Annotated in this window: 24 protein-coding genes and 1 riboswitch; of the genes, 17 read left to right on the top strand and 7 right to left on the bottom strand. The window is 52.2% G+C overall.

Translation table 11 applies throughout. The features are described from left to right. The first annotated feature begins 16 nt into the window (after positions 1 to 16). Positions 17 to 952, top strand: coding sequence for a heme o synthase (gene cyoE, locus LQ229_RS03935; protein WP_216537187.1), 936 nt, complete (start codon positions 17 to 19; stop codon positions 950 to 952). A 14-nt stretch (positions 953 to 966) separates the two neighbouring features. On the opposite strand, the gene LQ229_RS03940 is transcribed toward cyoE, so the two are convergent. From LQ229_RS03940 to LQ229_RS03950, 3 genes are all read right to left on the bottom strand, one after another. Next, complete coding sequence (locus LQ229_RS03940; protein ID WP_216537188.1) at positions 967 to 1,314, bottom strand: toprim domain-containing protein; 348 nt, start codon at positions 1,312 to 1,314, stop codon at positions 967 to 969. A 119-nt stretch (positions 1,315 to 1,433) separates the two neighbouring features. After that, positions 1,434 to 1,532 (bottom strand): YjcZ family sporulation protein, encoded by a 99-nt coding sequence (locus LQ229_RS03945; protein ID WP_216537245.1) that lies wholly within the window; start codon positions 1,530 to 1,532, stop codon positions 1,434 to 1,436. Positions 1,533 to 1,789: 257 nt separating this feature from the next. Continuing rightward, entirely contained in the window at positions 1,790 to 2,986 is a 1,197-nt protein-coding gene (locus LQ229_RS03950; protein WP_216537189.1) for an MFS transporter, read from the bottom strand. Positions 2,987 to 3,191: 205 nt separating this feature from the next. On the opposite strand from LQ229_RS03950, the gene LQ229_RS03955 reads away from it, so the two are divergent. From LQ229_RS03955 to LQ229_RS03970, 4 genes are all read left to right on the top strand, one after another. Then, entirely contained in the window at positions 3,192 to 3,620 is a 429-nt protein-coding gene (locus tag LQ229_RS03955; protein ID WP_216537190.1) for a hypothetical protein, read from the top strand. A 1-nt stretch (position 3,621) separates the two neighbouring features. Next, a complete protein-coding gene (locus LQ229_RS03960) occupies positions 3,622 to 4,770 on the top strand; it encodes a transglutaminase domain-containing protein (RefSeq protein WP_230191012.1) in 1,149 nt (382 codons plus the stop codon). Positions 4,771 to 5,220: 450 nt separating this feature from the next. Then, on the top strand, positions 5,221 to 7,638 hold the full coding sequence (locus LQ229_RS03965) for a penicillin-binding transpeptidase domain-containing protein (RefSeq protein WP_230191013.1): 2,418 nt from the start codon (positions 5,221 to 5,223) through the stop codon (positions 7,636 to 7,638). Positions 7,639 to 7,812: 174 nt separating this feature from the next. After that, positions 7,813 to 9,918 carry a penicillin-binding transpeptidase domain-containing protein gene (locus tag LQ229_RS03970; protein WP_230191014.1) on the top strand — a complete coding sequence of 702 codons (2,106 nt, stop codon included), beginning with the start codon at positions 7,813 to 7,815 and terminating at the stop codon, positions 9,916 to 9,918. Between the two features lie 77 nt (positions 9,919 to 9,995). Here the strand turns inward: LQ229_RS03970 and LQ229_RS03975 are convergent, their stop codons facing one another. The 3 genes from LQ229_RS03975 to LQ229_RS03985 all read right to left on the bottom strand — a co-directional run bounded on the left by LQ229_RS03975 (position 9,996) and on the right by LQ229_RS03985 (position 12,608). Continuing rightward, a complete protein-coding gene (locus LQ229_RS03975; protein ID WP_230191015.1) occupies positions 9,996 to 10,937 on the bottom strand; it encodes a metal ABC transporter substrate-binding protein in 942 nt (313 codons plus the stop codon). A gap of 67 nt (positions 10,938 to 11,004) precedes the next feature. Continuing rightward, a complete protein-coding gene (locus LQ229_RS03980) occupies positions 11,005 to 11,865 on the bottom strand; it encodes a metal ABC transporter permease (protein ID WP_216537195.1) in 861 nt (286 codons plus the stop codon). Beyond that, positions 11,862 to 12,608 (bottom strand): metal ABC transporter ATP-binding protein, encoded by a 747-nt coding sequence (locus tag LQ229_RS03985; RefSeq protein WP_230191016.1) that lies wholly within the window; start codon positions 12,606 to 12,608, stop codon positions 11,862 to 11,864. The genes LQ229_RS03980 and LQ229_RS03985 overlap by 4 nt, the downstream gene beginning before the upstream one ends. Positions 12,609 to 13,349: 741 nt before the next feature. Between LQ229_RS03985 and LQ229_RS03990 the strand changes: the two genes are divergently transcribed. From LQ229_RS03990 to LQ229_RS04040, 11 genes are all read left to right on the top strand, one after another. Continuing rightward, entirely contained in the window at positions 13,350 to 14,087 is a 738-nt protein-coding gene (locus tag LQ229_RS03990) for a Cof-type HAD-IIB family hydrolase (RefSeq protein WP_230191017.1), read from the top strand. Between the two features lie 33 nt (positions 14,088 to 14,120). Further along, positions 14,121 to 14,606, top strand: a complete 486-nt coding sequence (locus tag LQ229_RS03995) for a DUF456 family protein (RefSeq protein WP_230191080.1) — start codon at positions 14,121 to 14,123, stop codon at positions 14,604 to 14,606. Positions 14,607 to 14,659: 53 nt separating this feature from the next. After that, a complete protein-coding gene (locus LQ229_RS04000) occupies positions 14,660 to 16,285 on the top strand; it encodes a polysaccharide biosynthesis protein (protein ID WP_230191018.1) in 1,626 nt (541 codons plus the stop codon). 80 nt (positions 16,286 to 16,365) lie between these two features. After that, a complete protein-coding gene (locus LQ229_RS04005) occupies positions 16,366 to 16,713 on the top strand; it encodes a thioredoxin family protein (RefSeq protein ID WP_230191019.1) in 348 nt (115 codons plus the stop codon). 191 nt (positions 16,714 to 16,904) lie between these two features. Next, the gene (locus LQ229_RS04010) at positions 16,905 to 17,840 is read left to right on the top strand and encodes a COX15/CtaA family protein (protein ID WP_230191020.1); all 936 of its coding nucleotides are present in this window, start codon (positions 16,905 to 16,907) and stop codon (positions 17,838 to 17,840) included. Next, positions 17,837 to 19,609, top strand: a complete 1,773-nt coding sequence (locus LQ229_RS04015; RefSeq protein ID WP_230191021.1) for a UbiD family decarboxylase — start codon at positions 17,837 to 17,839, stop codon at positions 19,607 to 19,609. Before LQ229_RS04010 ends, LQ229_RS04015 begins: the two co-directional genes overlap by 4 nt. Further along, complete coding sequence (locus LQ229_RS04020; protein WP_356709538.1) at positions 19,599 to 20,327, top strand: Cthe_2314 family HEPN domain-containing protein; 729 nt, start codon at positions 19,599 to 19,601, stop codon at positions 20,325 to 20,327. Before LQ229_RS04015 ends, LQ229_RS04020 begins: the two co-directional genes overlap by 11 nt. Before the next feature lie 96 nt (positions 20,328 to 20,423). Next, positions 20,424 to 20,550: riboswitch (SAM riboswitch) on the top strand. A gap of 113 nt (positions 20,551 to 20,663) precedes the next feature. Then, positions 20,664 to 21,680, top strand: a complete 1,017-nt coding sequence (locus tag LQ229_RS04025) for a methionine ABC transporter ATP-binding protein (protein ID WP_230191022.1) — start codon at positions 20,664 to 20,666, stop codon at positions 21,678 to 21,680. Continuing rightward, positions 21,677 to 22,348, top strand: a complete 672-nt coding sequence (locus LQ229_RS04030; RefSeq protein ID WP_216537202.1) for a methionine ABC transporter permease — start codon at positions 21,677 to 21,679, stop codon at positions 22,346 to 22,348. Before LQ229_RS04025 ends, LQ229_RS04030 begins: the two co-directional genes overlap by 4 nt. 245 nt (positions 22,349 to 22,593) lie before the next feature. After that, positions 22,594 to 23,448 carry a MetQ/NlpA family ABC transporter substrate-binding protein gene (locus LQ229_RS04035; protein WP_216537203.1) on the top strand — a complete coding sequence of 285 codons (855 nt, stop codon included), beginning with the start codon at positions 22,594 to 22,596 and terminating at the stop codon, positions 23,446 to 23,448. Positions 23,449 to 23,620: 172 nt separating this feature from the next. Continuing rightward, the gene (locus tag LQ229_RS04040; RefSeq protein WP_216537204.1) at positions 23,621 to 24,394 is read left to right on the top strand and encodes an SDR family oxidoreductase; all 774 of its coding nucleotides are present in this window, start codon (positions 23,621 to 23,623) and stop codon (positions 24,392 to 24,394) included. A gap of 65 nt (positions 24,395 to 24,459) precedes the next feature. On the opposite strand, the gene LQ229_RS04045 is transcribed toward LQ229_RS04040, so the two are convergent. Then, positions 24,460 to 24,705 (bottom strand): NifU family protein, encoded by a 246-nt coding sequence (locus LQ229_RS04045; protein ID WP_216537205.1) that lies wholly within the window; start codon positions 24,703 to 24,705, stop codon positions 24,460 to 24,462. 81 nt (positions 24,706 to 24,786) lie between these two features. Here LQ229_RS04045 and LQ229_RS04050 point away from each other — a divergent pair, with 81 nt between their 5' ends. Next, on the top strand, positions 24,787 to 25,041 hold the full coding sequence (locus LQ229_RS04050) for a YuzB family protein (RefSeq protein ID WP_216537206.1): 255 nt from the start codon (positions 24,787 to 24,789) through the stop codon (positions 25,039 to 25,041). The last annotated feature ends 10 nt before the right edge of the window (positions 25,042 to 25,051 follow it).

Genomic DNA, 25,051 nt, shown 5'->3' on the forward strand with positions numbered 1-25,051 from the left:
TAGGAGGAACGAATCAGTGGACAAACAATTAGGTTACCAAGTTCCGTCCGATTCCGTATCCATTCCCAATCCTTCGATTGCAAGCAAGAAGGAGGGCAAATGGAAAGAATTTATACGTGTGACGAAACCTGGGATACTCCGTTCTAATTTATTTGCGGCTTTTGCCGGGTATTGGGTAGCTTCGCAATGGGAAATTTATATTCCCACTTTACTATGGATGCTGCTCGGGACCGCTTTCGTATTAGCGTCTTCTTGCGCGTTCAATAACGTTTACGATCGCGAGCTGGACGCCAAAATGGAACGAACCCGCACACGTGCGCTGCCGGCCGGGAGGCTGCAGCCGAAGACGGTGATTTGGTACGCAACGATTCTTGGGGTGCTCGGATTAGCGATTTTATTTATTTTGGATCCTCTGGTGGGAGCGATCGGCGCCCTCGGCATGATTGGGTATGATGTCGTGTATACGATGTGGTTAAAGCGCTCGTCGACGTGGAGCACTTCGATCGGTGCGATCGGCGGCGCGATGCCTCCGTTGATCGGTTATGTCGCCGCCGCGGGCGTGGTCGATCAGGGAGCGTTGTTGGTGTACGCCATCATGTTTTTATGGCAGCCGCCTCATTTCTGGGCGCTCGGCATCCGCCGCTTGGAAGAATACCGTCAGGCCGGATATCCTCTATTGCCTGTCGTCAAAGGAATCAAGCGCACCAAATATCAAATGATTCCTTACTTGGTACTGTTGATTGTCGCATCGGTTCTTTTATATGCATTCGGATATGTAGGCGTTTTTTATTTGATCGTGGCTTTAATTACCGGAATCGCATGGCTATGGATTTCGCTTTCCGGATTTAAGGCGAAGGACGAAAATCTTTGGGCGAAGAAGACGTTCCTGTTCTCCATCAACTATTTAATGATTACATTTCTCGTAATGATCATCGACACGGTGCATAAATAAATATGTTGCTACGTTTATAGCGGGGTCGGATCCGGGTATATGATATACTCCTCCAGCCCCGCTTTTTCTAATTGTTGAATGAGATATTCGTCCGGAGTTCCTTCCACGCCCGCATAGCCGCGCCGCGTGTATATATGTTCCGCATCCGGATAAGTGTCGCGCAGAATGGCTCTTATTTTTTTGCCCGACGCATCGTTATCCATAAACAAATAAACGGCGGAATCGCCGATTTTCTTTTTCAACGATTCGATCCGCTCTGTGCTTAACGTCCCGTAAGTGCATAATATGGCGATTTCGGAAGAGAGCAGCTTCTGCAATCTGTTGCGGTCGTTTTTTCCTTCGACGACAATGACGATCGACATCGGTTTCACTCCTTGTTCTATTCCCCGGGAAATGGCCGAAATGTTGCATCTTCGGTAGCGATTATACATGAAAAAAAGCGGCTTGCCAAACGGGCAAACCGCGAGCGGACGAAACAAAATTAATATAAACGCGCTCTGGATATAATGACGAGCAAAATAAACAGGACAAGAATCACGCCGACCGATGTAAAGCCGCCGCAACCGAAGGACGGTCCTATGGCTGCAGGCGAAACGATTGGCGGCGGACAGTATGGAGCCGGCGAAACGGCTGCCGGCGAAACGGCCGTCGGCGCATAAGGGGTGGCATAACTCGGGCCATGGCATCCGCAATCTTTTTTATATTCCACTTTCAAGAAACCTCCTCATAGTTATTTGTGCTAGGTCACAATGCATACTATGTGGTAGGCAAGTACAGGTATTGTGCGCATACCTATGTCCCAGAAAATAGGTCAATGGACCATTCCGTAGAAGAACGTCAAGAATGAACCGGATTGCCGTTTTTATTGCCGGGGACGAAAGCGGTCGTGCGCGAAGCGGGCTGGCCCGGCAAAAAGCAAAGGCCGAGCATCAGGACGATAAAGGCGATATAATAAGACGAGACGAAGTCGCGCAACTGTCCCGCCAGCATCGGACCGAGGAACGATCCGACGGACATGGCGATCGCAAGCCCGGAGAACATGCGTCCGTACCGCGTTCCGCCGCTTAGTTCGATCAACAGTGTCGACAGAGCGGGGAATACGATTCCTTTGGCCATGCCGATGACGAGCAAAATGGCGGTTAGCGGGATCGGCCACCCCACGGCGATGGTGAAAAAGCAAATGGCAAGGGCCAAGCACCCGAACCATGTGCGGAAATAGGACGAATACCGGTTGAGAAACAAAAGGCTTAGCGTCACCAAAGCGCCGAAGCTGACGATGGAGAATAAAATTCCCGTCGTCATAATGGATTCAAGCGCGATTTGCATTAAAGGAAGCTCGAAAAACAAGATGCCTTGCGAGCATGAAATCGCAATCGGCAACAGGAAAAAACGCCAAGGGATCTTCGTCACATTCTGTTCGGCGATCGCCGCCCCGCCCGCCGGCATAGCTGTCTCCTCCGCATTAGTTGTAGAAGAAGGGGCCGGAGAGGGCGAATCATGTATGAAAAAAACGGCCAGCAAGGCGATGCCGATCAAAACGTATCCGAGCGCCGTAAAAGCGTGGAAAAAGCCGATTTTGGCGACCAAGTACGCGCCCGCCGCGGGCGAAACGACGGAAGCGAGCGTATGAACCAGGCCGTTGCCCGCCATCAGCTTGCCTTGATGGATATGATCCTTGGCCAGCCGCGCCAGCAGCGCCAAACAAGCCGGAGACAAGAAGGCCAGCACAAATCCGCTTACGGATCGGAGGGCGAGCAGCTGCCACGGATTCGTCGCCATCCCCTGCAGCAGCATGATCACACCGGCGCCGGCCAAGCTCAACACGATGAAAATCCGGCTGCCGTAGCGGTCGACGCTGAAGCCGGCGATAATGTTGCCGGGCAAATGGGTAAATGAATAGATGCCCATCATTAACCCGATAAACGACGGCGCGGCGCCCAAAGAAATGGCGAAGGGCGTTAATATCGGGTATTGCGCATGCAAGTCGAAAAAAGCGATAAACAGAAATAAATACAGCCAAACGGCGGTTTTCAATGAAGCTCCCCCCTCATCGTTGCGCGAAGCCGTACGTTCGTCGAATAGCTGCGCATGCTATACTTGTACGTCTTATGGGACGAAGTTATTCCTTTTTCCGGTAAAGGTTTCTTTTATGCGAAGCGGCGCAGTCTAAAGTAACATTTACGTAGAAACTGGGAATCATGTATAATCAATAGATGGAATAGGAAGGAGTTGAATTGGTTTGAATACGGAAGCCGTTTTGCAGTTTTTGCAAGAAAACTGGCTCATTATCGCCATAGCTGTCGTCGTGCTGTTCCTGATCGTCAGCTTTGTGAAGACCGTCTTGAAATGGGTGCTTGTGATCGGCATTATCGTCGGCATCGCCATTTACGGGGGATATACGATCAACGATATTTCGAAAGTCGTCTCCACCGTTACGGACGTCGATAAGTTGAAGGACGAGGCGATGAAGCTGATGGCATCGGAAGCGAAGGATGCCAAATATACGATGAACGAAGACGGGACCTTTACGGTAGAAACGCCGTCGAAGTTAGTATTGACGGGTAAACCCGGTGCCGATAAGGTGGACGTTACGTTCCGCGGCATTTCGCTCGGCGAATGGAGCGTTAGCGGAGCCGTCAAGACGTTAATCGACGGAGCGGGCAAGTAACATGTTTGCCGATCTTAATATTGTCTCCGCGATTTTGATCTTGATCGTCATCGTATCGTGTTTGTATGGAATGTTTCGAGGTGCGTCGGGTTCTGCGAGGCATCTTTTTTTCTTTATCGCGTCCGGAGCGAGCGCGTTAATCAGCATCGCGCTTGCCGCATACCTCGCGCGCTCGTTGTCGCCGCTCGCGCAGCGCTGGTTGACGGCGCGGGAGATCGTTGTCCCGGATCGCGCGCTGCGGGTGTGGGAGCAATTTTATTACACGCTTGTGACCGCGCTGCGCGATTTTTCTTTGCTTCGATTTGCCGTTATCTTCATCCTTCTCTATCTTCTCATTCGCATGATTCTCGATATGTTCGGCAATTGGGGAGCGCATCGCTTCTCGCCTGAGCCGACGGCGGACGCCGCGCAGCGGGCAGGATTGTTTAGCCGCGTCATTGGGGCGTTGATCGGAACGGTGATCGGTGCGGGGCGGTCGATCATGGCGATCGCTCTATTATTCGTTGTCGTCTCGTTATACCCGCAATTATGGATCAGCGATTATATTAAAGAGTCGTCCGTATATAGCCGGGGGGCGGCGCTCGTTGTCGAACCGCTGACGGGCCGTTGGATGAAGGAGCAGCTGCCCGTTCTGACGAAAGCGGCGGAACAGGAATTTCAGGCGGTGCTGCAGCGTAAATATGAGGTAATCGATCATGCGATACCGGACGATATCGCCCTGGCCGCGGGCAGCGTGACCGACGGCGCGAAGAGCGACGAGCAGAAGGCGCGACGGCTCTACGATTGGGTCGGTACGCGCATTCGCTATGATTGGGATAAAGTGCGAGCGTACGAGGAGCGCGGCGAGTGGAAGGAGCAGACGCCGCAGCATACGTTTGATTCGCGGGAAGGCGTTTGTATCGATTATGCAAGATTATACGCCGTCATGGCCCGTTCGGTCGGGCTGCAAGTGAAAGTCGTGACCGGCTTGGGATACGACGGCAATGGCGGGTTCGGGGCGCATGCCTGGAACGAAGTGTATTTATCCGAACGGAACGAATGGGTTCCGCTCGATCCGACATGGGCCGGCGCAGGCGATTGGTTCGACCCGCCCGGATTTTACGACACGCATCGCAAAGATGCATATTACTCTACTTTAGACTCGGCTTAAATTATGATAAACTAATAGAAAGATAGATAGAAAGAGCGGGTTAGGCCGCTTTCACTTGGATCATTGCCGGGTGAATCCTATCCGGGCAATAGCGCCGCTTCGGGAATTTCGAGGCATAGCGGAATTTAACGGTTTTTGCCGAATTCTCGCAAAATGCGGCACGAAACCGACGTTCATCGAATTTTAACGGATCTGGAGGACCTTAAAGCGGCAATAAGCGGTCTTTTCGAATTTTAACGGAAGCCAGTGCGCTTATTCGATATTTTTCTAGCCAGAAATGAACGAATGACCGCAAATAAGGTCCGCCACTTCCGTTACATTTTGAAATGTCTCGATTTTGCGCAAATAGCGTCTGCGATTTCCGTTAGCCGTGAATAGCACATGTGCCGATTGATCGTCATTAAGGCTACGGACTCCTATTATTTTTAAGCGAGGAAGGATTTATGTAAGATGACCAACCATTCCATGGATGATCAGCAAAAACGGGAGATTATTAACCGCCGCAATTTTTCGTTTCGTTTAAATTTATTCTTTTTCGCCACATTTGTCATTTTCTCGGTGCTCATTGTAAGGCTCGCCATATTGCAATTTGTCGAAGGCCCCGGTTTCCGGGAAATGGAGGCGAGAATCGGGACGAAGGATGTCAAGATCCCGCCCATCCGCGGTTCGATTCTGGACGCGAACGGCGAGAGAATCGCCTATTCGACGTCTACGCAATCGCTCTATTTTAATTTCGACAAAGATTACAGCAGAGAAGTGAAAGGCGTTAAAATCTACCAGCCGGAGGCAATCGAGCTTGCGCATCGTTTGGCGGAAGTGTTCGATAAATTCGGCGATCCGAACGTGCCGAAGATGACGGCGGACGATATCGTCAAGCAAATGGATTTGGACGCGAGGCTTAATTACGGGTATGTTCCGCGCCGGATCAAATCGGGGCTGAGCAATGAAGAAATCGCTTATTTCATGCAGCATAAAGCCGATTTCCCCGGCATCGATATCGTGGAAGACAGCATCCGCAATTACGATACGGATACGGTGGCCGTTCAATTGGTCGGTTACTTGAAAAAATTCAATGCGGCCAGCAATCCGGACGGGGGATTGCAAAAATACCAGGATATCGACAATAGCGAACTTCCGGCGGAAGAGCAGTATATATCGACCGAAGACGTCGGGTACGACGGCTTGGAGTTGATGTTTCAGGACGAATTGCGCGGCAAGAACGGGTTAAAGACGTTCCCTGTCAACGGCGTCGGCAATATCGTCGGTCCGATGGAGTTGACGAAGCCGGTGAAAGGCAACGACATTTGGATGACGATCGACAAAAACGTGCAGTTGAAAACGGAACAAGCGATCATGGATCAGATCAAATATTTGACGTCTGTTTCGCCTAGTTCCCCCGATTACGCTCCGAATGTAAAAGCAGGCTATGCCGTAGCGATGGAAGTGAAAACAGGCAGAGTGGTCGCCATGGCCAGCATGCCGGATTACGATCCGAATATATGGCAAGGCGGCACCATTAGCTCTGAAGACTATAGCAATATCGAAACGAGAATGGGCAACGGTACGATTCGCGAAGTGTATCAGAAATACGCAACGAAAGAAGAGCAAAATAAGCATCCTTCCTCTCTCGTTCCGCTCGGTTCGGTCATTAAGCCGTTGACCGTTCTTATCGGATTGCAGGAGAAATTCATTACGCCGAACACAAGATTTACCGACCGGGGTTCGTACACGATCGGGAAGAAAGGGTATGAACGAACGATTAAAAACGCCTCCGGCCGGGCGCTGGGATCGCTCACTCCCGTAACGGCGATTCAGAAGTCCTCCAACGCCTTCATGATGGCGATGGTTGGGGATAAGCTGTACAAGGAGCGAAAAAACGGCGTTGACCTTTGGGACCAATATATGGAGCAATTCGGTTTGGGCGTATCGACAGGCAGCGGCTTGCGGGGCGAACAAATAGGCACGAAAGAGTATTTCCACGAAGCGAAGAGCGGCAGCGCCCAATCCGCGCTCGTCTACGCGTCTTTCGGCCAGCAAGGGAGATATACAACGCTGCAGTTGGCCCAGTATACGACGATGCTCGCCAACCGCGGCAAACGGCTGAAGCCGCAATTTGTCAGCAAGGTGACCGATGTCGACGGCAATACGGTGAAAGAATTTCAGCCGGAAGTGCTTGGCGAAGTGGACTATAAAGACCAATATTGGGACATCATCCATAAAGGGATGCGAAGCAGCGTGCAAGGCTTCGAAGGCTTCCCATATGAGTATGCCCGTAAATCGGGAACGTCGCAGCAATCCGTAGGCGGTGGGAAAATTATCGACAATGCCGTATTTATCGGCTTTGCGCCTGCGGACGATCCGGTGCTTGCCGTGGCGGTCGTCGTGCCGGAAGGCGGATACGGCGGTCGCGGCGCCGCGCCGATCGCGCGTAAAATTTTCGACGCTTACGACGAGGCGGTCGGGCTGCGCGGCGTGCCGCGCAAGCCTGTGACGGACCAAACAGCGCCGCCCGACGACGATGCGGCGGGCACGCAATCCGGCGAGCAGTCGGCAACGAATCAACAGTCGTCGAATCGACCAACGTCCAATCAAGCGGCAAACCGGCAAGCGACGAACAAACAAACGACGAACCAATCGTCAAATCAACAATCGACGAATCCGGATACGCAGGGGAATTCCGGCACATCCGCGCCAAACGGCGGCAATCAGACGGATGGGCAAAGCGGCACGAATCCCGGCCAATCCCAGCAGCAGGAGGGCGGCACGGGTGAGCGGCGCACGAATGAAGGAGAAACTTCTACGCCGCCTCCCAACAACGATCCGCCGCCGGATACGGAGCAGCAATCGGAAACGCCTACGGACGGTTAACGACCATCAGGATCGCCTTATGCTTGAGCATCACGCCAAGCGGGGCGGTCTTTTTTTTCGTCTGAAGACCTCGAGCAAATCGTGACATGTTGTTTCAATCTTTCCATTCGCTTCTAATTTGCGCGGAATTGCGCACACTATACCGGAGATCGAGTTGGAAAGGAACGGCATGCGATGACAGACCAGATGATGAATGAAGAGCAAAAAAGGCAGCTGCGCAATCAGCGTACATTCTCGTTCCGGTTAAACCTGTTTTTCTTTGCGACGTTCGTCTTGTTCTCCGTCTTAATTGTCCGGCTCGCTACGCTGCAGTTTGTCGACAGTCCGAGGCTGAAGGAAATGGAAGTAAGAGCGGGGACGAAAGACATATTGATTCCTCCGATCCGCGGTACGATTTACGATGCAAGCCATCGCAAAATCGCTTATTCCACTTCGACCCAATCGCTTTATTTTCGCTTTGACAAAGATTACAGCAAGACGGTGAAAGGCGTAAAAGTCAATCAAACCGAGGCGATCGAGCTGGCGCGGAAAATAGAGAACGTATTCGCTAAGTACGGCGATCCGAAATTGCCGCGAATGACGGCGGACGATATCGTCAAACAGATGGATCTGGATGCGAAAATGAACTACGGCTATGTGCCGCGGCGGATCAAATCGGGACTGACGAAAGAGGAAATCGCCTATTTTATGCAGCATAAGCATGATTTTGCCGCATTGGACATCGTGGAAGACAGCGTGCGGAATTACGATCCGGATACGGTCGCGGTGCAGTTGGTCGGCTATTTGAAAAAATATAATGCAGCTAGCAGCGAGAACGGCGGTTTGGATTACTACAAGGAAATCGACAATGCCGACGTACCGCCGGTCGACCGGTATTTGGAAAACGAAGATGTCGGGTACGACGGGCTGGAATTGTTGTTTCAAAACGAATTGCGCGGCAAAAACGGGTTGAAATCGTACCCGGTCGATTATTCGGGCAACATTATCGGGCATATGGAGCTGACGAAGCCGGTCAAAGGAAACGACATATGGATGACGATTCATAAAGATGTGCAGCTCAAAACCGAACAAGCGATCATGGATCATATCAAATATATTCGAAGCCTCCCGCGCAGCAGCCTTGATGCGGCACCGCACGCCCGTGCGGGATATGCCGTCGCGATGGAAGTGAAGACCGGACGAATTGTCGCCATGGCGAGCCAGCCCGATTACGATCCGAATATATGGCGCGGCGGCAAAATCAGCAATGAAGATTACCGGAATTTCGAGGCGAATTTGGCGAACGGGACGATCCGGGAAGTGTATCAAAAATACGACAGCGAAACGGAGCAATTCAAGCATCCATCCTCCGTCGTTCCGCTCGGTTCGGTGATGAAGCCGTTGTCCGTGCTGATCGGCTTGGAGGAAAAATTAATAACCCCGAACACAACCTATTCGGATCGCGGTTCGTTTACGTTCGGAAAAAGGGGCTACGAACGGAAAGTTTCCAACGCTTTCAGCGTGCCGAACGGGGTGCTCACGCCTTCGAGCGCGATTGAAAAATCGTCCAACGCCTTTATGTCGGAGTTGATCGGCAATGCGCTATACATGCGCAACGGAAAGAAAGGCGTCGATTTATGGGACCGTTACATGGAACAATTCGGCTTGGGAGTTCCGACGGGCAGCGGGCTGCAAGGGGAGCAGCCGGGTACGAAAGAATATTTCCACGAAGCCGAACTAAGCGCGCAATCCGCGCTGGTGTTCGCGTCATGGGGGCAGCAGGGGAAATACACGACCTTGCAGCTTGCGCAATATACGGCGATGCTGGCGAACCGGGGAAAACGATTAAAGCCGTTGTTCGTAAGCAAAATTACGGATGCCCAAGGGAAGACGGTCAAAAAGTTCGACAAGCCCGAAATATTGAACGAAGTTAAGTTGAAGAAGCAATATTGGGATATTGTCGAGCGAGGGATGCGCAAAGTAAAAGTAAGCGGATTTGACGATTTTCCGTATCCGCTTGCGCGCAAAACGGGAACGAGCCAGCAGGATGTCGGCGGCAAAAGGGTGGAGAACGCGGTATTTATCGCCTACGCTCCGGCCGACGATCCGGTGCTGGCGGTTGCGGTCGTCGTGCCGGAGGGCGGATTCGGCGGACGCGGCGCGGCCCCGATCGCCCGCAAAATTTTCGACGCGTATGACGAGAGGATCGGTCTGCGGGGCAAACCTCGCAAACCTGCGGGGAAACGGGCTGCGAACATTGCCGCTTCGGCTGTGCATCGCTTCTCCCGAAGAGAATACTAATCCTTCATCATAAAAAAAGGGGGCCGGCTGAAGAAGCCCGGCCCTCATTTCTTCCGACCCATAAATCGTAAATCGTTCTAATTGTTCTTTAATCCGTTGTAAATGACATCCGCGTTCCATTCAATCATTTTCATATAAGTATCCCCGTCTTCGCCCGTTTTGCCGAGCGAGTCGGTGAAGATGGTTCCGGCAATCGGAACTCCCGTCTCGGAAGAAACGGTCTCCATGCTTCTTGGGTCGACACTCGTCTCAACAAACAAAGCGTTGACGTCATGACTGCGGATGATGTCGATAATCGCCTTTAATTGTTCCGGCGTCCCTTCATCGTGGGAGTTGATCTCCCAAATGTAATAGGCTTCGAAACCGTAAGCGTTGGAGAAATATTTAAAGGCACCTTCGCTGCTCACCAGGATTCGCTTCTCTTTAGGCAGTTCATTCATTTTTTGTTGTACGGATTCATGCAATTCTTTCAATTGAGCGATATATTTTTCGGCATTTTGCTCGTAAATTTCCTTGTTTTCGGGATCGACTTGAATCAACGCTTTTTTGACATTTTCGGCATATATGATTCCGTTCTCTACGTTCAGCCACGCATGCGGGTCTTCTTCTCCTTCATGTCCGCCCGATTTTAAATACATCGGCTCGACTCCTTCGCTAATTTTAAAGACGGGGGCGTTATCTCCCGTTTTCCCCGCTGTCTCGATCATTTTCTCAAACCAACCGTCCCCCGTTTCCAGGTTCAGCCCGTTATAAAATACAATATCCGCATCGGCCGTTTTCTTCACGTCTTCAGGAAGCGGGTCGTATTGGTGAGGGTCGGAACCGATGGGCGCCAGACTATGAACGTTCAGCCGATCGCCGCCCACATTTTTAACAATATCGTATATCACGGAATACGTAGTTATGGCTTGCAATTTTTCCTTATCATTCGATTCGGCGGGCGCTTTTCCGCCGCAAGCGGCAAGCGCAAGCATGGAAATCCCTATGAATGCCGTTAATAGAATATTTCTTTTTTTCATCGCGTTTTCGCACAGAGATCGTGTGGATGTTCTGTGCTCCCTCCCTTTCCTATTTCGTTTATTAAAATTAATAATTGACTGCGGATTTTTGTTTCCGGCTTTTCAGCGAACGCCAGACGAGACCTTGTTTCGGCGAAAACATAAATGCCGCAATGAACAGAATCGTTGCGACCATTACGATCGTGGCCCCGGAAGCCAAGTTAAACCGGAAACTGACGTACAGCCCGAGTATTGCGGAAAGCGCCCCGCAGCCTGCTGCAATAAACAGCATTTTCCAAAGCCGATTCGTTAATAAATAAGCGGTTGACGCCGGTGTAATCAACATGGCCACAACGAGAACGATTCCTACCGTTTGCAAGGAAGCTACGGTCACCATCGTCAGCAGTGTCATCAAGAAATAATGAATCAGCTTGTTGGGCAACCCGTAGGCCTGGGACATCGTAGGGTCAAAGGAACTGACAAGCAGTTCTTTATAAAAGATGTACACGCCCGCCAAGACGAAAATACCGATGCCAAACGTCGTCCACATATCCGAAGGCCGTACGGCCAGCACGTTGCCGAACAATATGTCGTATAAGTCGGTGCTGCTTTTGAGAATCGTGATCAATATAATCCCTAATGCAAACGCCGACGTAAACATAATGCCGATGGACGAGTCGTTCTTGATTTTACTGTTCTGGCTAATATATCCGATGCCTATCGCCGTTAAAACGCCGGTTAGAACCGCGCCAAAAAAGTAGTTGACGCCGAAAAGATAGGATAAAGCGACCCCCGGAAGAACGGCATGGGATATGGCGTCCCCCATGAGCGCCATGCCGCGCAAAATAATAAAGCAGCCAATGATGCCGCAAATGATGCCGACCATAATAGATGTGACTAACGCCTTTTGCAAAAAACCATACTGCATAACCGCCTCAAAAAAATTCATGCTCCCGTCACCACCATATCTTTTAGAAATGAGAGTTGCCCTCCGTAAGCTTTGGCGATCATGTTCGGATTCATCACTTCTCCCACCGAACCGTAGCGTACCAGTTCCTTATTGAGCAGCACCAACTCGTCAAAATATTCATCCGATTTGCTCAAGTCGTGGTGCACGACAAGCACCGTTTTTCCGCCGTCGCGCAGTCCTTTCAAAATCTGAATGATCGTCTCTTCGCTGGCAATGTCGATTCCGACAAACGGCTCATCGAGGAAAAAGATTTCCGTTTCCTGCGCAAGCGCCCGGGCTAAGAACACGCGCTGCTGCTGTCCGCCGGATAATTCGCCGATTTGCCGATCGGCAAAAGACTTCATCCCTACCTTTTCCAAACATTCCAAAGCCCATAATTTCTCCTTTTTCTTAGGCCGGTGAAAAACTCCCAGCCTTGGATACGTGCCCAGCACCACCGTCTCTAATACTGAGATCGGAAAGTCCCAATCAATATTGCTGCGTTGGGGCACATAAGCAATTTGCTTACGGACTTGCTCCACTTCCTTGCCCATAATGGTTACTTCACCTTTGTCGCGGGGGATTAGTTTCAATAACGACTTTAAGAGAGTGGACTTTCCTGCCCCGTTCGGTCCGATGATGCCGACAAGTTTTTGTTTCTCGACGGAAAAGCTGATATCTCTTAGAGCTTCGCTCCCGTAATACGAAACGTGCAGATCCTTCACTGTTAAAATATAAGACATATCTATCTCTCCTCACCTAAGTCCTTGTCACCCTATTTTACCTAGGAAAACAATTTTAATCAAGTAAAACTATTTTGTATTACAATAAAAAAGTTTCATTAGGTAAACTTTCTGCGCATATATGCGTATAATGCAAAAAACGGATACAAAACAATGAATAAAGAAAATAATGGGGAAGTGAGATCGTGAAAAAAACAAAAAAAATCCATTCTTCCTTCAAACGATTCATTATGACGCTTGTTTTTTTGGCGGCTGCCGTAGGGTTTGGACTAAGTATGATGTAGAGGAGGCAAGCAATGCCTCAGGATGCATTTTAATTGCGATTATCGGCACTAGCGTTGCATCGAAAAATTGGTATCCGGACCGCAGGGCCGTTATTTCGCGTTAAAACCCCTTATTCGCTGTTTAGGCGGACACTGGTTCCGTTATTCCTTCGTTGAAGGGCTTATTTTTACGCTTTTACCGCGAATAAAGGATCGTATGTCCGCAAACTGTCCCAAATCGGGCCCTTTGTCACAATTAGCGTCTCCTGTGTCCGCGATCCTGGAATGTTGAAAAAAGTGAATGCAACGCCGGTGGATTATCGGCCGTTTTGCGGCGCTCCTCCGCGGCAAGACGGCTCTTTTATGCGTGGAATGGGACAAATTCGAGGGGTAAACGGAATATTTTTGTTCCTATTGACCGGGTATGCTAAAATGGCTTTATATTACGACACGTTCGATGTTGCGATAGGAGGCAAACATGGCAAAGTACAAATTGTTGGCATTGGATATGGACGGGACATTGTTGAACGAAGCGCTGGAAGTGACGCCGGAAACGGCGAAATGGATTGCCGCGGCCCGGGAGGCCGGCGTGACGGTAAGCTTGTCGACGGGGCGCGGGTACCAGAACGCAATCTCTTATGCGGAAATGTTGCATTTGCAAAGCCCGATGATTACGGCGAACGGCAGCGAAGTATGGAAATCGCCGGATCAATTGCTGTACCGCCGTACGCTGGACGGCGCCGTCGTTCAGAAGTTGTACGAACTTGCCGAATCGCATGGAACATGGTTCTGGGGGTATACGCCGGACGGGCTGTTCAATAAAGAGAAATGGACCGATCGCATCGCGGAACAAGAGTGGACCAAATTCGGATACTATTCGGAAGATCGGGCGGCGTTGTCGGCCATTTGGGAAGAGCTTGCGAAGTGGGAAGTGCTGGAGGTTACGAACTCCGCTCCCGTCAATATCGAGATCAATCCCGCGGGGGTTTCCAAGGCAAGCGGCCTTCGATCCGTTTGCGAACTAATGGGGATCGGAATGGATCAGGTCGTAGCCGTAGGAGACAGTCTGAACGATTTGGCGGCGATTCGCGCCGTCGGGCTCGGCGTAGCGATGGGCAATGCGCAGGACGTGGTGAAGGAAAACGCCGACGTCATCGTCGCAACGAACGAAGAAGACGGCGTTGCCCAAGTCATTCGCGACTATATTTTGAATTAGGCGTAACATACGGGAGGCGCGGTTCGCATGGTGTTGGAAATTATCGGCTGGATTCTGGTCATTCTGTTGTTTGCCGTCGGCATGGCCGGAGCAATATTTCCGGTGCTGCCCGGTTCGCTTGCGATTTACGCCGCGTTTTTCGTATACGGGTTATGCATTTCGTTTGCGCCGTTCGGGGTATGGTTCTGGACGTTGCAGACATTGATCCTCGTCGTCTTGTTCGTTTCCGATTATGCGGTCAGCGCCTGGGGCGTCAAAAAATACGGCGGAACGAAGGCGTCCGTCATCGGCAGCACGATCGGCGTCATTATCGGTCCGTTCGCCATACCTGCCTTCGGATTGATTATCGGCCCGTTCCTCGGCGCGGTCATCGGGGAATTGCTCGTCGGGTCGGATTTCAACCGCGCGGTCAAAGCCGGTTGGGGATCGGTCGTCGGTCTGTTCGCCAGCACGGCGATGAAAATTATTTTGCAAATTGTCATGATCGTTCTGTTCGTCATTTGGGTCATCTGGAATTAACGCCTCGGGGGAAGCGATGTAGTCGCGGTTAAGGAGAAGGAAGGGAAACGGTTTTGTCGAAGAAAGAGTCGTTTATTAAAGGTACGCTTATACTGGCCGCCGCCGCGTTAATCGCCCGCGTGCTGGGGATCGCCCAAAAAGTGCCTCTGGAGCATATGCTGGGGCATGCGGGGAATATATCGTTTGCGATCGCGTCAAATGTTTATTTAATGTTGTTAACGGTAGCCACCGCCGGCATTCCGAGCACGCTCAGCAAAATGGTCTCGGAAAGGTACGCATTGAACAAGGAAGAAGAAGCGCAGCGAGTATACCGCGCGGCGCTTCTGTTCGGCTTTGCGACAGGCGCGGTCATTACGGTATTATTGTACGTGTTCGCCCCGGCCTACGCCGCGCTCAACAGAGTGCCGGAGTCGGTGTCAGCTATACGGGCTTTAGCGCCCGCGCTGCTGATGTTTCCGACGATTGCGATGATGCGCGGATATTTCCAGGGGCGGAACATGATGGCCCCGGGAGGCGTTTCGCAAATCGTCGAGCAGATCGTACGCGTCGTTGCGGCGCTTGGCATCGCTTTTGCGCTGCTGCAATGGGGCTACAGCGATCAGTGGGTCGCTGCGGGCGCTTCTTTCGGCGGGGTGCTCGGCGGAATCGCGGCGCTCCTCGTGATGATCTATTACGCCCGCAAGCTGAAGAAGGCGGACAGACAGAGCCGGGGTAAGGTCGCCAGACATTCGCCGCCCGTCCCGCTGCGGACAATATATGCGGATATATTTAAAATATCGGTGCCGCTTATTTTTACAGCCATTACGGTGCAAGCCGTATATACCGTTGACGGCACGATCGGCATTCGGCTATTGGAACCTTGGCATGGCTACGAGCAAGCAATGCAAGCGATTGATATTCTCAGCATGCGCGCGCAAGCGGTCGCCGGCATTCCGCCGATCCTTGCGATCGCGCTCAGCACGTCGCTCCTGCCGGTCATCTCCGCCGCATTTGCGCGGGGCGATCAAGAGCATTTGAACCGGCAAGTGACGCTGGCGATGCGCATCTCGATATTTACCGGCATGCCGATCGTGCTCGCGCTCAGCGTCGCCGCTTATTCGGTCAACGGCCTCTTGTTCAGTACCCAGGACGGTGCGGCGATTGTCGGCATGCTGACGGCGGGGACGATCTTCCAAATTACGATGATGGTGACGAATTCGATCCTGCTCGGAGTTAGCAAACCGAATGCCGCGATGGTTCATGTCATCATCGGGATCGCCGCCAAGCTTGCCTTCAGCTTCATTCTGGCGCCATGGCTCGGCGTTTACGGCATTATCGCCGCGACGACGCTATGTTTCGTCATCATTACGTTATTGAATATTAGAACGTTAAAGAAAATCGTCCCGTTCCAAATTCTCGGCAACCGCTGGGGAGGATTTGCGGCAACGGTAGCGGTGCTTGCGGCTGTCGGAGGCGGGGTCGAATGGGCCGGAAATCTGCTGGTGCATCTGCTTCCCGCCCGCGTCGCCTTCTTTTTTTCGTCCGGCTTGGTCGGATTGGCCGTGCTCTTGCTGTATCCGGCGCTGCTCGCCGCGCTGCGGCTTGTTACGGCCGAGGAGTTAAACAACTACCCGGCTCCGCTGCGCAAAGCGTTGAAACCGTTCATGCGGCTGCAGCGTTCGAAATCGGCAATGAGGTAAGAGGTCAGGAATATGTTGTTATATCGTGTTTTCAAGGAATGTTTTGCACAACCTAGAAGGAAGAAATGGAGTGAATCACGATGGAAAAAATAACGTCCACAGAACAATTTCAAACGTTGATCCAAGGGGAAAAACCGGTTATGGCCGTATTTAAGGCGGTTTGGTGCAAAGACTGCCATTTTATCGATCCGTTTATGCCGGACGTCGAGGCGAAATATGCGGACAAGCTGACGTTGATTGAAATCGACCGCGACGAATTTCCGGATTTATGCGATCATTACCAAATTCTTGGCATCCCGAGTTTTATCGCTTTCTCGCAAGGCAAAGAACTGGTTCGCTTTGTCAGCAAATTGCGGAAAACGCGCGAAGAAATTGAGCAATTTTTCGATCGTGCGCTGCAAGTGGCGGACACGCTGCAAAAAGGATAACTTCATTTTATTAATCGACACGTTCCTGCGAATCAGGCAGGGACGTTTTTCTTTTTACATGTCGATTCGCAGGCCGGAGCTTTTGCTTTTTGTCACAATTGGGATGTAAATTCCCGCAATAAATCAGGTATAATGAGAATTAGTTCTATATCGGTTGTGACATTTTTTATGGACTAGTAGGTGAACATAAATTGAAAACGAACAAACTGAATTGGCTGTCCTACATCACTTGTTTCGGCATGGTGCTCGTTCTGCTGAACGGGGCGCTCGTAACGAAGACCGGCTCCGGCCAAGGCTGCGGCAGCGACTGGACGATTTGGCTCTGCAACGGCAAATTCGTTCCTGCCAAGACGATCGAGTCGCTCATCGAATACTCGCACCGGGCGGTTAGCGGAATCGTAGGCATATTAGTGCTTGTTTTATTTATTTTGGTATGGAAGTACGTCAAAGAACGCAAAGATACGTTATGGTACGCTTCTATTGCGCTTTTTTTCACATATGTGCAAGCGGTGATGGGCGCTTTGGCTGTCGTCAAAGGACAAGTCCCGGCCGTGATGGCGCTGCATTACGGCTTTTCGCTGCTGGCGTTTGCCGGTACGCTGATGCTGTCGATCGCGCTGTACCGAAGAAGCAAAGGGCTGACGGATCCGCCCCGTACGTTGCCTGCGGTATCGAAGCGGTTCCGCAATTCCGTATGGCTTGTCGCCATCTACTCATACATTGTCGTCTATGTCGGCGCTTTCGTGCGGCATACGGAATCATGGGGCGGCTGCCAAGGATGGCCGCTCTGCAACGGCGAAGTGATCCCAACGCTGCACGGATCGACGCTGATCGCCTTTCTGCATCGCGTGGCGGCGCTGCTGCTGCTCATTGTTGTTGCGGTTATGGCCCATTTCGCTTATCATCGACATAAGCATGTACGCGAAATCCGCATCGCGGGCGTCTGGGCGCTCGTATTATGCGCTTCCCAAGTGTTGAGCGGCGCTTGGCTTGTGCTGTCGATGCATAACGAGAACGCGCATTTGTACGCGAGTCTGCTGCATACGGTGCTCGTTTCGGGCTTGTTCGGCGTTCTATGTTATTTAAGCGCCCGCGTATTGCAATTAGGAAAGGGGGAATCTCGTTGACTTATACGAATTTGCGCCAATATATCGAGGTGCTGCGCCGGGAGAAGCAATTGGCGGTCATCGAAGCCGAGGTCGATCCGTATTTGGAAATTGCGGAAATTCACCGCCGCGTCATCTCCGAGGAAGGGCCCGCCTTGCTGTTTACGAACGTGAAAGGCAGCCCGTTTCCGATTGTCACCAATTTGTTCGGAACGAGCCGGCGCGTCGATCTTGCCTTCGGCCCGCGTCCGGAGGCGTTGGTGCGGCAAATTATGGGGGCAACGAAATCGCTGCTCCCTCCCACTCCGAAGGCGCTATGGGGGGAACGCGGCTTAATTAAAGATCTGTTGAAGGTCGGCATGAAGACGGTCGGCAAAGAGCAGGCGCCGATTCTCGACGTCTGCCGCAAGGAGGCGCCGCTCGCGGGATTGCCGGCCATTACGAGCTGGCAGGAAGACGGCGGGCCGTTCGTGACGCTACCGCTCGTCTATACGGAACATCCGGATCATAAGAGCGACAACAACCTCGGAATGTACCGCATTCAAATATACGACGACAAGACGACCGGCATACATTGGCAAATACATAAAGGCGGCGGCTTTCATTATCATGTCGCGGAACAAAGGAACGAGGCGCTGCCGGTATCGGTCTTCATAGGCGGCCCGCCCGCGTTGATCGCTTCTGCGATCGCCCCGGTGCCGGAGCAATTGTCCGAACTGCTGCTGACTTCGCTCATTATGGGACAGAAGCTGCCGATGGTGGACGATCCGCTCGGGGGCCATCGCATGCCGGCCGAAGCGGAGTTCGTGATCCGCGGGACGGTGCCGCCGCATGTGCGCCGGCCGGAAGGGCCGTTCGGCGATCATTACGGCTATTATTCGTTGGTGCACGACTTTCCGGTGCTGAACGTCAGCCATATGTACCACCGGAAAGACGCCATCTACCCGGCAACTGTTGTCGGCAAACCGCGTCAGGAAGATTATTATTTAGGCGAATTTTTGCAGCGCCTGCTTGCGCCTGCTTATCCGCTTGCGCTGCCGGGCGTCAAATCGCTATGGGCGTATGCGGAAACGGGCGTTCATCCGCTTGCGGCGGCGATCGTGCGCGAGAGCTACTCGCGGGAAGCGTTGACGAGCGGCTTCGCCATTCTCGGCCAAGGGCAGCTGACGCTGACGAAATTTTTAATATTAACGGATCAATCGCTCGACTTGGCGAATTTCGGGCATTTGATGGAAACGGTGCTTGAACGGTTCGATCCGAAGACGGACTTGTTCATTCTCAATAAAACGTCGCATGATACGCTCGATTATACCGGACTTCGATTGAATCACGGCAGCAAGGCGATCATGCTCGGCGTCGGCGAGCCGGTTCGCGAATTGCCGCGCAGTTACGGCGAAGGCGACATCGAGGAAATCGACAATATTGAAGTATACTGCGGCGGCTGTCTCGTCGTATCCGGCGCATCTTACGAAGCGGAACCGGAGTTGGCCCAGCGGCTGCTCGCGCGATTGCGAGCCAAAGGAACGGCTTGGCCGCTCGTCGTTCTGGTCGACGATGCGCGGATTGCCGCAACGCAGGCTTCGTTCTTATGGACGGTGTTTACGCGATTCAACCCGGCTACGGATATGTTCGCTCACGCGGAAGTTCACCAGCATCATCTCGGATACGATGTTCCGATCGTCATCGACGCGCGCATGAAGCCCGGCTATCCGGACGAATTGTTCCCGCGCGAAGATATCGTGAAATTGGTGGATGACCGTTGGAAGTCGTATTTTGCCAATGGAGCGTGAGACGCAAATGCTGCGAGGCTTGTTCGGCGAAGCGCCGAGACATAATGAAGGGCTGCTCCGCTCGACGTTCGAAGCGATGGAGCGAACGGTTCTTCAACTGCAAAGACTGACGAATGCGGACAACGATCCTAAGCATATATGGCGCAAGTACGAAATATGGGCACGCGGGCTGATTACGTCGCTCGACGAGCTGGAACAGAGCCGGTATGCGGCGGAACGCTTCCATTCGCGGGTAACGAAGACGTATCAGGACGAAATGACGCCCGAGGAAGAAACGGATTACCGCCGTCATCTCTATTTTTACAAAAACGGGCTTATTCGCGTGTTCTCGGTGTTGGACAAGCTCGGCACGCTGCTCAACGGGGTGCTTGAGCTGAATACCGGGAAGGTGAAGCAGCGGTTTTCTTACTTCACCGTTTTGCGGCAAATGCGATATACGGGGACGGAACCCGAGCTTGCCGAGAAGCTTGGAGCCATTAAGGAATCGTACAAAGATCCGATGAGCCGGCTGCGCAAACAGCGGAATACCGAAATTCATTATATGAACAGCGAAATGCAGGACGATCTTTGGCAGCGTCATCAGGCGCTGGACGGCAGAGTCAAGCTGGAAGACATCGGTCACAATATTGCCGATTTGGATCAGGCGTTGGAAATGGTATGCAAGACGCTGCTGGCGTCGTTTCAGCATATCGCTCGATTGCTGCGCGCGAAATCGTAAATTTCGCTCCGTGAAAATTTTATTGTAATTTTTCATCTAATTTCCATTGACTCATGTGCAAAGACCTAGTATACTCAAACTAATTTCATAATTCGTTTCTTATCGAGAGCGGCGGAGGGAAAGGCCCGATGAAGCCCGGCAACCGATTATCGGCAAGCGGTTCGCATGCCGTTAATGTCATGGTGCTAATTCCTTCGGAATGGATCATTCCGGCAGATGAGAGAGGCTGTTGCTGAACATGACTAACAACCCTTTTGCGCATCTGTCCGCGAAAGGGTTTTTCATATTGGAATACGGCAATGAATCTAGCATTCTTCGAAATAAGAGGGTGATAAATTGATCGAATTAAAAGGTTTGACGAAAAAATACGGCAAAGGCGCACGCCAAACGACGGCTTTGGAGCATGTCGATTTGCAAGTGCGCAAAGGCGAAATATTCGGAGTGATCGGCCATTCCGGCGCGGGCAAAAGCACCCTGATCCGCTGCATCAATTTGCTGGAAAGACCGACGGGAGGGGAAGTGTGGGTAGACGGGATCGAGCTTACGGCGCTGGACAAAAAAGAACTGCAGACGCGCCGCCGCAAAATCGGCATGATCTTCCAGCATTTCAATCTGCTCTCTTCCGCGAACGTATACGACAACATCGCATTTCCGCTGCGTCTGGCGAAAACGCCTGCAAACGCAATCGAGCGCAAAGTGAACGAATTGCTTGCGCTCGTCGGATTGGAGCAGCATGCAAGCAAGTATCCGGCCCAGCTCTCCGGCGGGCAGAAGCAGCGGGTGGGCATTGCAAGAGCGCTCGCCAGCGATCCGGACGTGCTGTTATGCGACGAAGCGACATCGGCGCTCGATCCGCAGACGACGGATTCGATCTTAAAGCTGCTGTCGGATATTAACCGGCGGTTTCATCTCACGATCGTCCTGATTACGCATGAAATGCATGTCATTCAGAGCATTTGCGACCGCGTGGCTGTCATTCATGCAGGGGGCATCGTCGAACAAGGCGAGGTAACGGACGTGTTCCTGAAGCCGAAGCATGAAGTGACCAAAGACTTTATCGCCCGCGACGGCATCGGGGGCGAGTTATTGCGGGCGGCGATCGCGACGTCGCAGTCGGCTTCGTCCCGGGCGGTGAAGATTACGTTTCTCGGAGAGAAAACGTATGAATCCACGCTGTCGCAGACGACGCGGGAGACGAATGTCGATTTCGCGATATTGCAAGGCACGATATCGACGATCAAAGATACGCCGTACGGCCAGCTAATCGTAAGATTAGAGGGCAGCGCCGACAATATCGGCCTGACGATTGACAAGCTTACGGCGCAAGGGCTTGATGTGGAGGTGATCCGATGACGGCCGCGCTCGATTTTTCGATCGTCAATTGGCCGGAAATGGGCAAGGCGACGCTCGATACGCTGCGTATGCTGGGCGCTTCGTCCTTGTTCTCCATTATGATCGGCCTGCCGCTCGGGATCGTATTGTTTCTTACAGCCCGGTCCTCGTCGTTCTGGGGAAAGGCGGTATACGCCGTACTTTCGTTTATTGTCAATATTTTGCGATCCATTCCTTTTATTATATTAATCTTTGCGATGATTCCGATCACCAGATCGATTGTCGGCACATCGATCGGCGTGCTCGGAACGATTCCGCCGCTCGTCGTCGGCGCGGCTCCGTTCTTCGCCCGTTTGGTGGAAACGTCGCTGCGGGAGGTGGACCGCGGCGTGCTCGAAGCCGCGCAAGCGATGGGGGCGAGCACGTTCCAGATCATTATGCGAGTGCTGATGCCTGAAGCAAGGCCAGGCCTCCTTGCGGGCATCACGATTACCGTCGTCACGCTCGTCTCTTATACGGCGATGTCGGGCATGGTCGGCGGAGGCGGACTGGGCGATTTGGCGATCCGATACGGATATCACCGCTATCAATCGGAAACGATGATCGTCTCTATCGTGCTCGTGGTATTGCTGGTGCAATTGCTGCAAATGGCGGGCGACCGGTTAGTGCGGCACTTTACGAGAAAATAAGGAGAAATTCCATTTTAGAGGTTGTTCAAAAAGTCAACTTTTGATCACGAAGCGTGACTGGTGGCAGATTCGACATCGAATCTTGCGTTCACCCTCGAAGTCCGGTGCTCATGTAGGTTTTGCCTACACTGCGCTCCTCCTTCTTCGGGTTCTCGCAACCTTCTCGGTGCTGAAAAGCCGACTTTTTGAACACGCATATATATAAATCCTTATTTAAAAAATGATGATTGAGGGGAGAAACAAAGATGAAAAAATGGGTACTTGCAATTGTTAGCTTGACGCTTGTGGCGGTGTTGGCCGCTTGCGGCAATAAGCCGGCTCAGAACGGCGCTTCGCAGCAGCCTGCCGCTCAGAACGAGAACGGCTCCGCTGCCGAACAAACGGTGACGCTGACGGTCGGCGCATCGCCTACGCCGCACGGCGATATGTTGAAACATATTCAAGCGCAATTGGAGCAAGAGGGCGTGAAACTCGAAATTAAAGAGTTTACCGACTACATCTTGCCGAATACGCAATTGGCGGAGAAAGGACTGGATGCGAACTTCTTCCAGCACCAGCCTTACTTGGACGAACAAAACGAGAAAAACGGCACGGACCTCGTCTCCGTGGTGGCGGTGCATGTCGAGCCTTTCGGCGCGTATTCCAAAAAAGTTAGCTCCGTAGAGGAAATTCCGGACGGAGCGAAAGTGGCGATCCCGAACGACCCTACCAACGGCGGACGCGCCTTGATTCTGCTGGCGAAAAACGGTTTGATCACGTTAAAAGACGATACGAACATCACGTCGACCGTTGCCGACATTACCGAAAATCCGAAAAATCTGCAAATTATCGAACTGGAAGCGGCTATGCTGCCTCGCCAACTGGATGAAGTGGACGTAGCGCTGATCAATACGAACTATGCGTTGGAAGCGGGACTTGTTCCGACGAAGGACGCCCTCTTTATCGAGGATCAAGAATCTCCATACGCCAACATTTTGGTCGCCCGTCCGGATAACAAAGATTCCGACGCAATGAAGAAGCTGGCAGCGGCGCTTACTTCCGACGATATGAAGAAATTTATCGAAGAGACTTATGAAGGATCGATCGTTCCGGCATTCTAAGGAACAAAGACAGCAATCAATTGCATAGCGAAAACATCATCCCGCAGAGGCAGGCCCTCTGCGGGATTTGCCGTTTACCGGACAATCTTTTATACTTGAACATGTACCGGCTCCGGACGCGCATGTTCTGTCCGCAGCGGTTATGTTGTACAACTTTGAAGGAGGTAAGACGTTGAGTAGAAAAGTGGCCCTCATTACGGGGAGCGCCAAAGGGCTCGGCAAGATGGCCGCCCTTGCGTTGGCCGATCAAGGCTGCGATACGGTCGTCAATTATGTGCATAGCGAGCGCGAAGCGATGGCGCTTAAGGCGGATATCGAAGCGAAAGGCGTCCGATGCGCGGCGGTTCATGGCGACGTTTCCAAGCAGGAACATATCGAGAAGCTGGTCGAAACGGCTTATTCGCAATTCGGCGCGATCGATATATTGGTAAACAATGCGGGACCTTTTATTCGCGAACGGCGAACCTTTGCGGAATATACGCCGGATGAGATCGCTTATTTGCTGAATGGCAATTTCGTCGGCACGATGATGCTCGATCATCTCGTATTGCCTGGAATGCGCCGGAACCAATGGGGCCGGATTATCCATTTCGGGTTCGGGCATGCTGCCGAAGCGAGGGCATGGCCGCATCGGGCCGTATATGCCGCTGCCAAAGTCGGCCTGGTGTCCTTCACGAAATCGCTGGCGGTCGAAGAGGCCCCTTACGGCATTACGGTCAATATGATCTGCCCGGGCGATATTCGGGGCGACAATAAGGAGAAGACAATTGCCGAAGCGGAACATGTCAGGGACGACGAGTCGCCGCGCGGCAGGCCGGGCACGGGCGAGGATGTCGCCAGGGTGATCCGGTTTTTATGCCAGCCGCAGTCGGATTTTATTACCGGCAACATCTTGGATGTCTCCGGGGGGCTTGATCCGATCCGCGCCGTCGTCAAGCGGGCTTGAGGCGGATTGGCGCCGGAACGGAAAAAGAGCCTTGCCGAAGCAAGGCCCTTTCAAATTTATGAAAATTAGAATACTTGTACGACTTCTTGCACACCGTCAACTTCTTCGATCAAAGCGCGCTCGATTCCCGCTTTCAGCGTGATGGTCGAGCTTGGGCAGCTGCCGCATGCACCCATCAGTTTCAATTTGACGATGCCGTCTTCGACGTCAACCAGCTCAACGTCGCCGCCGTCGCGCTGCAAAAACGGACGAAGTTTATCAAGAACTTCAAGCACTTCATCGTACATGTTGTTTTGTACTTCTTGGCTCATATCTTTCAACTCCTTTCTCTATATATTATATTATAAAGTATTGTAAAATAAAATGCCCGAACGAAGAAGGGGGACGAAAGCATGCGCCCTGTGATCGAGTTTTGCGCCGGCAATATGCATCACGGAACGGATCAAACGATGCGCAGATTGGAACGAAACCCCGAATACGACGTCATCGAGTACGGTTGCCTCGGCAATTGCGGCGAGTGTTATTTGTTTCCTTACGCCTATGTGAACGGCGAAATCGTCGCGGCCGAATCGGCGGAGAAGCTGTACGACGCCATCATGGAAAAGGTGAAAGAAATCGAAGCTTGGCCCGACGATCATATCGGATGAGCGGGTTTAG

Source organism: Paenibacillus sp. CECT 9249 (genome assembly GCF_918697855.1).
Lineage (GTDB): Bacteria > Bacillota > Bacilli > Paenibacillales > Paenibacillaceae > MSJ-34.

Coding starts and splice junctions, on each gene's coding strand:
- LQ229_RS03975 (WP_230191015.1), bottom strand. CDS start 10,937: ATGAAAAAAAGAAATATTCTATTAACGGCATTCATAGGGATTTCCATG.
- LQ229_RS04030 (WP_216537202.1), top strand. CDS start 21,677: ATGACGGCCGCGCTCGATTTTTCGATCGTCAATTGGCCGGAAATGGGC.
- LQ229_RS03970 (WP_230191014.1), top strand. CDS start 7,813: ATGACAGACCAGATGATGAATGAAGAGCAAAAAAGGCAGCTGCGCAAT.
- LQ229_RS04005 (WP_230191019.1), top strand. CDS start 16,366: ATGGAAAAAATAACGTCCACAGAACAATTTCAAACGTTGATCCAAGGG.
- LQ229_RS04050 (WP_216537206.1), top strand. CDS start 24,787: ATGCGCCCTGTGATCGAGTTTTGCGCCGGCAATATGCATCACGGAACG.
- LQ229_RS03980 (WP_216537195.1), bottom strand. CDS start 11,865: ATGAATTTTTTTGAGGCGGTTATGCAGTATGGTTTTTTGCAAAAGGCG.
- LQ229_RS03990 (WP_230191017.1), top strand. CDS start 13,350: ATGGCAAAGTACAAATTGTTGGCATTGGATATGGACGGGACATTGTTG.
- LQ229_RS03940 (WP_216537188.1), bottom strand. CDS start 1,314: ATGTCGATCGTCATTGTCGTCGAAGGAAAAAACGACCGCAACAGATTG.
- LQ229_RS04020 (WP_356709538.1), top strand. CDS start 19,599: ATGGAGCGTGAGACGCAAATGCTGCGAGGCTTGTTCGGCGAAGCGCCG.
- LQ229_RS04045 (WP_216537205.1), bottom strand. CDS start 24,705: ATGAGCCAAGAAGTACAAAACAACATGTACGATGAAGTGCTTGAAGTT.
- LQ229_RS03960 (WP_230191012.1), top strand. CDS start 3,622: ATGTTTGCCGATCTTAATATTGTCTCCGCGATTTTGATCTTGATCGTC.
- LQ229_RS04035 (WP_216537203.1), top strand. CDS start 22,594: ATGAAAAAATGGGTACTTGCAATTGTTAGCTTGACGCTTGTGGCGGTG.
- LQ229_RS03965 (WP_230191013.1), top strand. CDS start 5,221: ATGACCAACCATTCCATGGATGATCAGCAAAAACGGGAGATTATTAAC.
- LQ229_RS03985 (WP_230191016.1), bottom strand. CDS start 12,608: ATGTCTTATATTTTAACAGTGAAGGATCTGCACGTTTCGTATTACGGG.